We start from the raw sequence: 12567 nt of genomic DNA, 5'->3' as shown, positions 1-12567 counted from the left end.
CAGGCGAGTGCTCTCTCTATTCCGGAATTTCGACCGTAAAGGCGAAGCTCGCCACAGCGCCCGGCGCCAGGATCGTGGTCGACGGCCTCTTGGAAAGCTCGCTCGAACTCCCGGCTTCCGCAGCCGTCCCGTGCCAGGGCTCGATGCAGAGGAAGGGCGCGCCCGGTTTGGTCCATAACGCAAGGTTGGGCAGATTTTCGAAATGGAACCGCATGGCCGGCCCGCCTTCGGCGCCGTAACTCAAGCCGGCGCCCACACCATCAGGGAAAATCATCGCATCCTGCTCGAACATCGCGTGATCGAGCACCAGCCGGCCGCCATCGAACGGCGAGGGCAGGGGCGCGGGATTGATCAGGCCGCCTTCCAGCCGCACAAGACCCGGCTCGCCTTGATTGTCGAGCGTGACGATATGGTCGCGGCCGGAAGCATCGGGTAGCGGCCAGGCGAAGGCCGAATGGAATCCGAGGCCGAACGGCATCGCCTTCTGGTCGCGATTGGTGACCTCCGCCGTGACAGTCAACGCGCGGCCCTCGACCGCATGCACCACGGCCAGCTGAAATTCGAACGGATAGACCGCCCGGGTCGCATCCGAGGCGGCCAGTTCGAACCGGCACATCGTCTCAGTGGAGGCCGCAAGCACGAATTCGCTGCGGCGGGCAAAACCATGCTGGGCCATCGGATAGACCGTACCGTCGATTGCGATCTTGTCATCCGGCGCCTTGCCGACGATCGGAAACAGGACCGGAGACCGCCCGGTCCAGAAGGCTGCGTCGCCGGTCCATAACCAAGAGCGTCCGTCGCTTGACGTGAGCGCCTGCATCTCGGCGCCGAGGGAGGAGACATCGACGGTGAGATCCTGATTCCCGATCCGGATGGAGATTGGCATCACGTTTCCTTTCGAATTGGTGCGGCACCAAGCCATACCGTTCCGCACGGGGGATTTCCACCCAATAGAGGGGCGGGACGGCAACACACCAGCCGCTGCCCTCGTCATTTCCGCATCGCGCCCAATCTCGCGATCACTTCGTTCGGGATGCCGTAGCGCTGAATCGCGTCGCGGTTGTTCCGCAACCCGCATATCTCACGCTGGATGAAGAACGCCCAGACGGCATCGGATGCTTCGTTGAGAAGCCTCTCGCGGTCTTCGGCGCTTTGGCGGTCGGGAGTCCATGCCTTCAGAGCGGCAAGCGCCGCCTCCACCTTCAGCCCGTGACGTCCGAGAGAATCGGCCCGTTCCGACATCAGCTCATATTCGAGGACGTTGAAGCCGCTTCTATCCTGCTCGGATTGTCTGAAGGACTGTGGCGGACGAACGCTCATTGGCACAGGTCTCCGTTGGCGTGAGCCGCGATATTATCCAATCCTGTTCCAAATTAAAGAAGGTGAGCATGATGTCGTTCGAAAACCGCTCACGCCTTTCGGCATGACACTCTTGATCGAGACGGTGGGAACAGGGCTATCCTGCGGTTTCCCCGCATGGCATAAGCGCGCCAAAATCTCCTTCTCCAGGCGCCGCGCAAACCATGATCCGTATCGAAAATATCAGCAAGCAGCTCAGCCACCGCATCCTCTTCATCGAGGCGTCCGCAGCGCTCAACAGAGGTGAGAAGATCGGTCTCGTCGGTCCGAACGGTGCCGGTAAGACGACGATCTTCCGGATGATCAATGGCGAAGAGCAGCCCGATGAAGGCCAGGTCTCCTGCGAGAAGGGCGTCACCATCGGCTACTTCAACCAGGACGTCGGCGAGATGGCCGGCCACAGCGCCGTCGCCGAGGTGATGAACGGCGCCGGGCCGGTCAGCATCGTTGCTGCGGAGTTGCACGAGCTCGAAGCCGCCATGGCCGATCCCGAACAGGCCGACAACATGGAAGAGATCATCGAGCGCTACGGCGAGGTACAGGCGCGCTACGAGGAACTGGACGGTTACGCGCTCGAGGGGCGCGCCCGCGAAGTGCTCGCGGGCCTGAGCTTCAGCCAGGAGATGATGGATGGCGATGTCGGCGCGCTGTCGGGCGGCTGGAAGATGCGCGTGGCGCTTGCCCGCATCCTGCTCATGCGCCCGGATGTCATGCTGCTCGACGAGCCGAGCAACCATCTGGATTTGGAAAGCCTGATCTGGCTGGAGGAATTCCTGAAAGGTTACGAGGGCGCGCTGCTGATGACCTCGCACGACCGCGAGTTCATGAACCGCATCGTCACCAAGATCATCGAGATCGACGGCGGCACCTTGACGACCTATTCCGGCGACTATGAATTCTACGAGCAGCAGCGGGCGCAGAACGAGAAGCAACAACAGGCCCAGTTCGAGCGCCAGCAGGCGATGCTCGCCAAGGAAATCAAGTTCATCGAGCGGTTCAAGGCGCGCGCCTCACATGCCTCGCAGGTGCAGAGCCGCGTCAAGAAGCTGGAGAAGATCGATCGGGTGGAGCCGCCCAAGCGCCGTCAGGCGGTCTCCTTCGACTTTCAGCCGGCGCCGCGTTCCGGCGAAGACGTGGTCAGCCTGAAGAACGTTCACAAGAAATACGGCAGTCGAAGCATCTATGAAGGGCTCGATTTCATGGTGCGGCGCCGGGAACGCTGGTGCATCATGGGTATCAACGGCGCCGGCAAATCGACGCTGCTGAAACTGGTGACCGGCACCGCCGAGCCTGACGAAGGCAGCGTCGCTCTCGGCGCCAGCGTCAAGATGGGCTATTTCGCCCAGCACGCCATGGATATTCTCGACGGCGAGCACACAGTCTTTCAATCGTTGGAGCACCGGTTTCCCCAGGCAGGGCAGGGGCCCTTGCGTGCGCTGGCCGGATGTTTCGGCTTTTCCGGCGACGATATCGAGAAGCGGTGCCGGGTGCTCTCGGGCGGTGAGAAGGCGCGGCTGGTCATGGCAATGATGCTCTTCGACCCGCCGAACCTGCTCGTGCTCGACGAGCCGACGAACCATCTCGACCTCGACACCAAGGAAATGCTCATCAAGGCGCTGTCGCAATATGAGGGCACGATGCTGTTCGTCTCGCACGACCGGCATTTCCTGGCCGCACTGTCCAACCGGGTGCTGGAGCTGACGCCCGACGGCATCCATCAATATGGCGGCGGCTATACCGAATATGTGGCGCGCACCGGCCAGGAGGCGCCCGGCCTGAGAAGCTGACGATTATCGTTGCGGGGCAAGTCGAAACCGTCAGTGTCGAAGCGACCAGTGGAGAGCCGGCCAGCGATATCGGTTGGCCGCTCGAAGCAACGGAGGAGAAAATACCATGCTGTTGGATCGAATCGAGGTCGTCACTCTGTTCGTCGATGATATCGAGGCGGCCAAAGCGTTCTACCAAAATGTCTTTGCGCCAGAGGTCGTCTATCAGGACGCGGTATCGGCGGTCCTGAAATTCTCGGGAACGATGATCAACCTGCTCGATGCAGCGCAGGCGCCTCAACTGGTCAAGCCGGTCGCAGTGTCAGCGCCCGGTTCGGGCGCACGCGTGCTGCTGACGATCAAGGTCGACGACGTCGATGCGGTTTGTGCAGAACTGCGCAAACTCGGGGTCACGCTGCTCAACGGTCCGATCGATCGTCCATGGGGCCGCCGCACCGCAGCCTTTGCGGATCCGTCGGGCCATGTCTGGGAGGTCGCGCAGGAATTGCGCTAACCCGTCGCGCGCGCTCTGGAGCTGCGTTTAAATCTTGCCGTCATCGGCCTCACGGACGGGCCGCTTCTTCCGAGCGAAGAGCGAATTCGGCGGTTATTGCCACGATGATGACCAAATTCCGTGGTGTTCGGAGGCCTCTTCATGCAATCGGGGACGGGCGCATCGGCATGGACTGGATCAATCGTTATATCGATCAGCCGCTACTGCACGGCGCGGCGGGTTTGCTGCGGAGTTGGCATCTCCGCACGCGGCAACCGCCGGAGTTGCTGGAGCCGACATGGAACCTCGTTGTGCTCTCCTTTCTCCTGATCGCGAGCGGGCAGGTCATGGCCGGCGAGACTTTCACGCTCAGTGTTGCCGCGCTGGTGATGCTGGCGCTGCCGTCCGCTCGAAAGCTGCTTTCGGCTGTGAAGGCAGGGCAAGGCGGTTACGGCGCCCGGGAATACAAGTCGCTGAGAGCGCGCGCCATCGCCAAACGTGAGGCGGAGTGGTCGGTGCGGATCATTGTCCTCTTCGCATCGGCCTGCCTTCCGTTCATCGCCCGCATCGACGATCCGGTGGGAGCCTGTTTCATGCTGGGGGCCAGCATCTGGTTCGTCCTGACCGGGCCGCTTAAGGCCTATCTCGACGCAGCCGAACCTCCCGAGCCGAATGAAGGCGACCGGATGTACAGCGGCGTCTTTCACGTCGGCTGAATGGAGCTGATGCGACGTTGCATGTCCCGGCCATCAGACGGACGGGAACCAAATGGGGCGGCCTCCGTTATCTCCGCAGCAACGTACAAGGAGATTGCGATGCTTTACTACGCTCTGGTATTTCTCGTCGTGGCCTTGATTGCCGGCGTCCTCGGATTTGGCGGCATCGCAGGGGCGTCAGCTTCCATTGCCCAGGTTCTGTTCTTCATTTTCCTGGTGCTGTTCGTCGTATCGCTCGTCATGCGACTGATGCGAAAAGTATAACGCGGACAGATTAAAGTATAAAGACCCGGCGAAGCACATCGCCGGGTTTTTCTTTATTGCCACATTCGGTTTCATGTCTCCGTCAATGAAGGCTTCCGTCCCGATCGTGGTCGGCTGTCGCGAAATCCGCCATCACCCGCTGCATGAATTCGCTTCGGCTGATGCGGCCGTTGTGGTTCGCGTCGGTCAAAGTGAATTGCTCGACCGTCAGGATCTGCACCGTCTCGTCGGACTGCAGGCTGCCGTCCTTGTTCTTGTCGAGACTTCCGAAAGCCGTGCCCATGAAGGTCTCGTATTCCGATCGGTCGACGGTCTTGCTGGTATTTGTGTCAAGCCCATCCATCTGGCCCTGATACATCGATCCGGGCTGTTGCTGTTGCTGCGCCACTGCCCCAACGCATTGGCACAGTACGAATGTGGTCACCAAAGCCAAGGTCTTCATCGCTTGATATCCCTCCCCAATTAGCGGCAAGCCAGACGGTTGCCGACGTAACCACCGCCGCCGATGCCGGCGCCGACAGCAAGCACCTGCCCGGTTCCGGCGCCGATCGTGCTGCCGATCAAGCCACCGACAATCGCGCCGCCGACGGTTCCCGCGATGCAGCCGAATTCGGAATTACGATCCGAGACGGCCTGCGACGTCGGGCCGGACTGGCAGGCGGAGATGGCAAGGCATCCCGCCAGTATGATGTTTGTCCTGCGTATGCGCATCTTTCCCTCCCGATAAATTACCCGTTATCTCCAATAGAGATCGGCGGGCGTACGATTGTCCGGCCCCCGCGAAAATATCGCCTGATTATATTTCTCAAATTCAGACTTAGTTTCTGTTCGAACAGAAGCAGAATTCCGGAAAACAAGCGGAAATTCTGCGGCAATGCCAAAGCAATCATGCCGTTTCCTCTCCAGTTGCAGTACTGCATGGAGAGTATTTTCAAATAGTACAGCTATCTATACCGCATGGCAACCTGCGCGATCATCGATCGCCTATCCAAATAGGGGCGCCTGCGATGTGCATGATACCGCTCGTCGAGAGTTGACGGCGATCAGGATCGTGCCTTTCCGGCAACCATCCCTGACAAGATCGTGAAATAAACGGATGACGCGAAAAGGTGCCTTCGAAATGTCCCAATGGGAGCTGAACCGTAAGCGAGTTTGTCGCTTGCGCCCTCCCAGGCGCTTTGACATGCGATGCGTAAATGATGCCGGTTCGGGATCGTTTTGCGGTTCCGTCCGTTATCTGTTGCCGAATCTGGTGGCGAGTAGCCGGGTATGCTCCCGTCACGATTTGAGAAGGAGAGACTTATGAACAAAATTCTTGCGACGGCGTTTGCCGCGGTATCGTTGACGTTTGTCGGCGCTGGGGCGGTCAATGCCGCCGATCTCGGCACCAGGACATATGAAGAGCCGGACCTGCGCAATGGCGTGAAGATCGGTTACCTCACCTGCGATATCGGCGGCGGCACGGGTTACGTGCTCGGTTCCTCCAAAGAGGCCGACTGCATCTTCCAGTCGACCGTCGGCAACGAACTTTCGGATCGTTATACGGGTGAAATGAGAAAGCTCGGCATCGACCTTGGCTTCACCACGCGAAGCCGCCTGATCTGGGCCGTGTTCGCGCCGACGGCCGGCTATCACCGCGGATCGCTCGCCGGCCTCTATGTCGGCGCCACCGCCGAAGCCACGCTCGGCGCCGGTGTCGGCGCCAATCTCCTGGTTGGTGGCACCTCCGGTTCGATCCATCTGCAGACGGTCAGCCTGACCGGTCAGCTCGGCCTCAACGTTGCGGCCGGTAGCGCCTCGATGACGCTCACACCAGCGAATTGATATGGTCTTTTTGACATCCCCTGCCGCGTCGCGGCAGGGGACGTCATCTCGTCTGCGGCGCGATTTCGCACCCTCGCATGCCCAAGCCGGATCACGACATGATGGATATTCGAATGGCAACGCCCGACGAGGACGAGATCCTGGTTGGGCACTATCTGAAGATCTGGGACAGCTACGGCACACCACCGGAACACTACAGGCCTGATGCGGCGGCGCGGATCTTGTCGTTCATCAGAAGCGGTCGCGAAGAGCGTCGCCTGACCTCGTTCCTTGCCATCATCGACGGGGACATCGCCGGTTCCGCATCCTGCCAGCTGCACCAATCGCCGTTTCCGGAGGTCATCCAGCCGGAACAGCGGCTGCACGGTTACATCTGGTCCGTCTATGTTGCCGACGCCTTCCGCCGGCGCGGCATCGTACTGGCGTTGACCAACAAGGCTGTCGACTATCTGAAGTCGATCGGCTGCACGACTGCTGTTATTCATGCCTCCGATGCCGGCGAACCCGTCTATCGCGCCGCTGGTTTCGAACTGGCGAAGGAAATGCGCCTGAAGTTTTCGGCGGAGTAGCGACCGGCGATCGCCGGAGCCCAGCCTTCAGCCTACGCTTTCGCTCGGCCGGGTGCGATAAAAGTAGCGATCGTCGCCTCGTCATGGCCGGCCTCGCGCAGGAAGCGGCTGGCGAATTCGATGGCAGGGCTTCTCAGGGCCTCGTCCGGTCTAATCAGGTGAAAGGCCACATGGTAATCGAGCGTCCGCTCCGACACCGCGACGACGCGCCCGGTGGCCAGCGCGGCATCCGACAGCGGCGGCCGCGCGAGCGCGATGCCGAGCCCTTGCGCACAGGCATCGATCACCAGATTGTAGTCCTCGAAGCGCCGATCATGGCCGCGCGGTATATAGTCGACGCCCTCACGAGAGAGCCAGCGCCGCCAGCCTTCAATATTCGAATCGTGAAGGATCGGCAGATCGAGCAGCGCCAAGGCATCGGAGCGCTGCCCGAGCCGCTCCGCCAGCGCCGGGGCGGCGATCGGAAACGATTTCTCCTGCCAGAGCGGCAGGGCGCGCACGCCAGCCCATGGTCCTTTGCCGCAGCGAATGGCAAGATCCGTGCCTTCGCCGAAATCCGCCAGCCGGTGTTCGAGCGTCAGCTCGACATGCAGCTCGTTTCCTTCGAGCTTCGGCAGGCGTTGAAACAGCCATAGAGAGGCGACAGAGGGCGTCACCGAAAGGCGTACCACCGCCTTGTTGCGGCGAGGCAGCCAGCGTTCGCCGCTATTGCCGAGCAGCGTAAGTGCTTCTTCCGCCCGCGCGAAAAACCGCATGCCTTCCGGCGTCAGACGCACGCCTCGGGCTTCGCGCGCAAACAGGCGAACGCCCATCCAGCGCTCCAGGCGCGAGACCTGGCGCGACACCGCGCCGTGCGTGATGCCGCTTTCCTCGGCCGCAGCTGAAAACGATCCCAGCCGGGCGGCGCGGGCAAAGGTCTCGAGCGTATCGAGCGGCGGAAGAACTGGCGAGCTGTGAACCATACGCACATTTGATCATCGATTGCGATGCTTTTCAAGCACGGATCGAAGGCCTAATCACTGTCGCAGCAACACATGGAGGCGAAAATGAGCATGGTGGCAAGCGTACCGGTTTCGACGAAACAGCAAGGCGGGTTCGATCTGGTCGCCTTTGCGGCGATCGTCGTCACCATCCTCTTCTGGGCTTCCTCCTTCGTGGTGATCCGCATCTGTCTCGGACCGCTGACGCCGATCGAACTGGCGACGGCGCGTTATGTGGCAGCCGGCGTCATCGCCCTCGTCTATCTCGTCATCTATCGGCCGATGCCGGAAAAACGCGATTTCGTTCGTCTCTCCGTTGCCGCCGTGCTTTTCATCGCCGCCTATGCGGTTCTGCTGAACACCGGCGAGCAGACCGTTGCGGCGGGACCGGCAAGCTTCATCATCAACACCATGCCCGTCTTCACCGCCCTCATCGCCACATTCGCGCTCGGCGAGCGCTTCGGCCGCTGGGGCTGGGCGGGCACCGCGGTTTCCTTCGGCGGCGTGGCGCTGATTGCGGTCGCCTCCGACGACGGTTTCAAGCTCGATCCGAATGCCGTCCTCATCCTCGGGGCAGCGCTCTGCTCGGCGATCGCCAGCGTGCTGCAGAAGCCGCTGCTCGGGCGGTTGCCGGCGCTTGCAGTCACTGCCTGGATCCTGCTCATCGGTTCCGTGCCACTGTTTCCGGCCGTCCCGGCGACGATTCAGGCGCTGGCCGCTGCACCGGCGGAGGTGAACTGGGGCGTTGCCTATCTCGTTATCTTCCCGACCGCGATCGGCTATCTCACCTGGGCAATCGCCCTGAAGCGGCTGACGGCCGCCCGCGCCTCGAATTTCCTCTATGGTGTTCCCCCGGTCGCCACGCTGATCGGGTTCGTCTGGCTGGGCGAAACGCCGACAGCGCTCGGCGCGGTCGGTGGCGTCATGGCAATCCTCGGTGTGCTCGTCGTCAACGTGATGCGGAAGCGGTAGCGTCGAATTCGGGCCGTGAAGGCGGCCCGGTAACAGATAGGCATTGCGCTGCGGTTCGCTTTCTTTAAAACGAAAGCAGATCGAAAGGCGCGCGCTCATGTTCTTGACCGACCGGCAAATTGAAATCGTGGCGATTGCGAAATCGAGCGGCAGGGTGCTGGTCGAGGAGCTCGCCTCCCGCTTTTCGGTGACGCCCCAGACGATCCGCAAGGACCTGAACGATCTCTGCGATGCGCAGGTGCTGACGCGCATCCATGGCGGCGCCACATTCCCGAGTGGGACGGAGAATGTCAAATACGAAGCGCGCCGTCAGATCGCCGCTTCCGAGAAACAGGCGATCGGCATTGCCACGGTCGAGCTGATTCCGAGCGGGGCCTCGCTCTTCATCAATATCGGAACGACGACAGAGGCGGTGGGCGAGGCGCTCGCCAACCATCACGAGCTGATGGTGATCACCAATAATATCAACGTTGCCAATAGGTTACGCCTTTTTCCGGCAATCGAGGTCGTCATTGCCGGCGGGGTCGTGCGCGGTTCGGACGGCGGGATCGTCGGCGAGGCAGCCGTCGATTTCATCCGCCAGTTCAAGGTCGATTACGCCGTGATCGGCGCGTCGGCGATCGATATCGATGGCGCGCTTCTTGACTATGATTTTCGCGAAGTGAAGGTCGCCCAGGCCATCATCGCCAATGCCCGGCATGTCATTCTCGTTGCCGATTCGACGAAGTTCGAACGTACCGCACCGGTCAGGATCGGTCAGCTTTCCCAGGTTCATACCTTCATCACCGATCGCTGTCCTGTGCCGTCGATCCGCAATCTCTGCCTCGAAAACAATGTGAAACTGATCGAAACGAACGGCAGATCTCGCTAGACAACGGACCCCTCACAAACATTCGTTTGACATTCGTATTCCTTTCGTTTTAACTGATGTTACTTTCGCAATTGCGCAAGTTTTGTGCGATGCGAAATCGACGGCGGGCTCGGAGGGGGAATTGGGCCGAAATATTCACGACATATTCGTCATCGGTGGCGGCATCAACGGTTGCGGCATTGCACGCGATGCCGTCGGGCGCGGCTATACGGTGGCGCTGGCGGAGATGAACGATTTCGCCTCGGGTACCTCGTCGGGCGCCACCAAGCTGATCCATGGCGGCCTGCGTTACCTCGAGCATTACGAGTTCCGCCTGGTGCGCGAATCGCTGATGGAGCGCGAGATCCTCTGGGCGATGGCGCCGCACATTATCTGGCCGCTGCGCTTCGTGCTGCCCTACCACAAGGGCGGCATCCGCCCGGCCTGGCTGATCCGGCTCGGCCTCTTCCTCTACGACCATCTTGGCGGCCGCAAGCTGTTGCCGCCGACATCGGTGCTCGACATGCGCAGCGATCCGGCCGGCAAGCCGCTGAAGGCGCTGTTTTCCAAGGCCTTCGAATATTCCGACGGCTGGGTCGACGATGCCCGCATGGTGGTGCTGAACGCTCGCGATGCCGCCGACAAGGGCGCGCTGATCATGCCGCGCACCAAGGTGGTGTCGGCAAGGCGCGAGAATGGCCTGTGGCAGATCGAGACCACCGATACCCTCACCGGTCGCAATGACAGCCATCAGGCCCGCATGCTGGTCAATGCCGCCGGTCCCTGGGTCGACCATGTCATTCGTTCCGCCTTCGGCCAGAACGAAGCCCACCATGTCCGCCTTGTCCAGGGCAGCCATATCGTCGTGAAGAAGAAGTTCGACGATGCGAGAGCCTATTTCTTCCAGAATCCCGACAACCGCATCATCTTCGCCATTCCCTATGAAGGCGATTTCACCCTGATCGGCACCACGGATCGCGACTATACCGCCGATCCCCGGGATGTCCGGATCTCCGAGGAGGAGACCGTCTACCTCTGCAATGCGGCGTCGGAATATTTCAAGGAGCCGGTCAGGCCGGAGGATATCGTCTGGACCTATTCTGCGGTCAGGCCACTTTATGATGATGGCGCCTCAAAGGCGCAGGAGGCGACGCGCGACTATGTGCTGGAGCTGGAAGGCGAAGGTGCCGCGCCGCTGCTCAACATCTTCGGCGGCAAGCTCACCACCTATCGCCGGCTTTCCGAACATGCGCTGGAGAAGATCGGTGCTGCAATCGGCGCCAAGGGCGCCCCGTGGACGGCCAAAAGCCATCTGCCGGGCGGCGACTTCCCGGTCCGCGGTTACGAGGCACAGGTTGACAAGCTGAGGCGGCGTTATTCGTTCCTCGCCGATCCGCTTGCCCGCCGCCTGGTGCGCCGCTACGGCACCAGGGCAGAGCTGTTGCTTGGCAATGCCCGCGGCATCGACGATCTCGGACGGCTTTTCGGCGGCGATCTCTACGAGGCAGAGGTCACCTATCTCGTCGAACATGAATGGGCCCGGCACGCCGAAGACGTGCTGTGGAGGAGAACAAAGGATGGTCTGCGCCTTTCGAAGGAGCAGGCCCAGTCACTGGAGGAGTACATGGCTGCCATGCCGGCGATGGCCGGGTAGGAGCCATGTGGTCCCCGATGCGTGGAGGCACGGGAATCGGAATGCTTGAACTGCGAAACGCCGCCAAGATGGTGGGCGCGGACTATCATATCTATCCGACCGATCTGGTTCTCGAGCGGGGCACGCTGAACGTCCTGCTCGGGCCGACGCTCGCGGGTAAGACCTCTCTGATGCGGTTGATGGCGGGGCTCGACCGGCCGACCGGCGGCTCCATCCATTTCGACGGCGCCGACGTCACCGGCATGCCGGTGCAGAAGCGCAACGTCGCCATGGTCTACCAGCAGTTCATCAACTATCCGGCGCTGACGGTCTACGACAACATTGCCTCGCCAATGCGCATATCGGGCAAGGATGCTGCGACGATCGACAGTGAGGTGCGCAAGGCTGCCGAGCTGTTGAAGCTCACGCCTTATCTCGACCGCACCCCGCTCAATCTGTCCGGCGGCCAGCAACAGCGCACGGCGCTTGCGCGCGCGCTCGTCAAGAATGCCAGCCTCGTGCTGATGGACGAGCCGCTCGCCAATCTCGATTACAAGCTGCGTGAGGAACTGCGCGAGGAACTACCGAAGATCTTTGCCCAATCCGGCGCGATCTTCGTCTATGCCACCACCGAGCCTTCCGAGGCACTGCTGCTTGGCGGCAACACGGCAACGCTGAACCAGGGCCGGGTGACCCAGTTCGGGCCGACGATCGAGGTCTATCGCCGACCCGTCGATCTCGCCACCGCCGGCATTTTCGCCGATCCACCGCTGAACGCCCTCGACGTCACGAAATCCGGCAATATCTTCATGCGCCCGAGCGGGGTGACGATCTCGGTTCCCTCGCATCTGGCCATCGTGCCGGATGGTCCCGTCACCATCGCCTTTCACCCGCATCATCTCGGCCTTGCGCCGCAGACCGGCGACGCGGCCCGCCTGCCGGCGCGCACACTGGTTTCCGAAATCACCGGCTCGGAGAGCTTCGTTCACCTGGAATATGATGGTGTGCGCTGGGTGATGCTGGCGCATGGCATTCACGACATCGATCCCGACATGGAGGTTGAGGCCTTTCTCGACACCCGCCACCTGATGGCCTTCGGCAGCGACGGCCGCGCCATCGCCGCGGCCGGAAAGGTATAGGA

Annotated in this window: 15 protein-coding genes; 10 read left to right on the top strand and 5 right to left on the bottom strand. The window is 61.5% G+C overall.

The annotated features are described in order from the left end of the window. Nucleotides 1–16 precede the first annotated feature (16 nt). Entirely contained in the window at nucleotides 17–886 is an 870-nt protein-coding gene (locus FY112_RS34100; protein ID WP_026158339.1) for an aldose 1-epimerase family protein, read from the bottom strand. Nucleotides 887–990: 104 nt separating this feature from the next. Then, nucleotides 991–1320: a DUF6665 family protein gene (locus FY112_RS34095; protein WP_043294226.1), complete on the bottom strand. Its 330-nt coding sequence runs from the start codon at nucleotides 1318–1320 to the stop codon at nucleotides 991–993. Between the two features lie 203 nt (nucleotides 1321–1523). Between FY112_RS34095 and FY112_RS34090 the strand changes: the two genes are divergently transcribed. From FY112_RS34090 to FY112_RS34075, 4 genes are all read left to right on the top strand, one after another. After that, nucleotides 1524–3146, top strand: coding sequence for an ABC-F family ATP-binding cassette domain-containing protein (locus FY112_RS34090; protein WP_017957599.1), 1623 nt, complete (start codon nucleotides 1524–1526; stop codon nucleotides 3144–3146). 106 nt (nucleotides 3147–3252) lie between these two features. After that, on the top strand, nucleotides 3253–3639 hold the full coding sequence (locus tag FY112_RS34085; RefSeq protein WP_017957598.1) for a VOC family protein: 387 nt from the start codon (nucleotides 3253–3255) through the stop codon (nucleotides 3637–3639). 104 nt (nucleotides 3640–3743) lie between these two features. Next, nucleotides 3744–4334 carry a hypothetical protein gene (locus tag FY112_RS34080; protein ID WP_131643567.1) on the top strand — a complete coding sequence of 197 codons (591 nt, stop codon included), beginning with the start codon at nucleotides 3744–3746 and terminating at the stop codon, nucleotides 4332–4334. A 99-nt stretch (nucleotides 4335–4433) separates the two neighbouring features. Beyond that, on the top strand, nucleotides 4434–4598 hold the full coding sequence (locus FY112_RS34075; RefSeq protein ID WP_003549551.1) for a DUF1328 domain-containing protein: 165 nt from the start codon (nucleotides 4434–4436) through the stop codon (nucleotides 4596–4598). A gap of 82 nt (nucleotides 4599–4680) precedes the next feature. Here the strand turns inward: FY112_RS34075 and FY112_RS34070 are convergent, their stop codons facing one another. Together FY112_RS34070 and FY112_RS34065 are read right to left on the bottom strand one after the other, a co-directional pair. Next, nucleotides 4681–5040 (bottom strand): EF-hand domain-containing protein, encoded by a 360-nt coding sequence (locus FY112_RS34070; protein WP_131621566.1) that lies wholly within the window; start codon nucleotides 5038–5040, stop codon nucleotides 4681–4683. A gap of 20 nt (nucleotides 5041–5060) precedes the next feature. Next, nucleotides 5061–5309, bottom strand: coding sequence for a membrane protein (locus FY112_RS34065; RefSeq protein WP_017957595.1), 249 nt, complete (start codon nucleotides 5307–5309; stop codon nucleotides 5061–5063). Nucleotides 5310–5900: 591 nt separating this feature from the next. On the opposite strand from FY112_RS34065, the gene FY112_RS34060 reads away from it, so the two are divergent. Continuing rightward, nucleotides 5901–6422 carry a DUF992 domain-containing protein gene (locus tag FY112_RS34060; RefSeq protein ID WP_017957594.1) on the top strand — a complete coding sequence of 174 codons (522 nt, stop codon included), beginning with the start codon at nucleotides 5901–5903 and terminating at the stop codon, nucleotides 6420–6422. 77 nt (nucleotides 6423–6499) lie between these two features. Beyond that, nucleotides 6500–6991: a GNAT family N-acetyltransferase gene (locus FY112_RS34055; RefSeq protein WP_131709885.1), complete on the top strand. Its 492-nt coding sequence runs from the start codon at nucleotides 6500–6502 to the stop codon at nucleotides 6989–6991. A gap of 32 nt (nucleotides 6992–7023) precedes the next feature. Here FY112_RS34055 and FY112_RS34050 read toward each other — a convergent pair whose 3' ends face one another. Beyond that, nucleotides 7024–7953 carry a LysR family transcriptional regulator gene (locus FY112_RS34050; RefSeq protein WP_130785568.1) on the bottom strand — a complete coding sequence of 310 codons (930 nt, stop codon included), beginning with the start codon at nucleotides 7951–7953 and terminating at the stop codon, nucleotides 7024–7026. A 72-nt stretch (nucleotides 7954–8025) separates the two neighbouring features. Between FY112_RS34050 and FY112_RS34045 the strand changes: the two genes are divergently transcribed. The 4 genes from FY112_RS34045 to FY112_RS34030 all read left to right on the top strand — a co-directional run bounded on the left by FY112_RS34045 (nucleotide 8026) and on the right by FY112_RS34030 (nucleotide 12565). After that, a complete protein-coding gene (locus FY112_RS34045; RefSeq protein ID WP_131629871.1) occupies nucleotides 8026–8943 on the top strand; it encodes a DMT family transporter in 918 nt (305 codons plus the stop codon). Nucleotides 8944–9040: 97 nt separating this feature from the next. Beyond that, nucleotides 9041–9814, top strand: a complete 774-nt coding sequence (locus tag FY112_RS34040; protein ID WP_017957589.1) for a DeoR/GlpR family DNA-binding transcription regulator — start codon at nucleotides 9041–9043, stop codon at nucleotides 9812–9814. Nucleotides 9815–9935: 121 nt separating this feature from the next. Beyond that, nucleotides 9936–11447, top strand: coding sequence for a glycerol-3-phosphate dehydrogenase (gene glpD / locus FY112_RS34035; protein WP_026158338.1), 1512 nt, complete (start codon nucleotides 9936–9938; stop codon nucleotides 11445–11447). Between the two features lie 41 nt (nucleotides 11448–11488). After that, nucleotides 11489–12565 (top strand): ABC transporter ATP-binding protein, encoded by a 1077-nt coding sequence (locus FY112_RS34030; RefSeq protein WP_017957587.1) that lies wholly within the window; start codon nucleotides 11489–11491, stop codon nucleotides 12563–12565. Nucleotides 12566–12567: the final 2 nt, after the last annotated feature.

It is taken from the genome of Rhizobium sp. PEPV16 (assembly GCF_008919455.1).
Lineage (GTDB): Bacteria > Pseudomonadota > Alphaproteobacteria > Rhizobiales > Rhizobiaceae > Rhizobium > Rhizobium leguminosarum_Q.
Note: the sequence above shows the minus strand (reverse complement) of the source record. Positions and strands in the feature narration are given on the sequence as shown.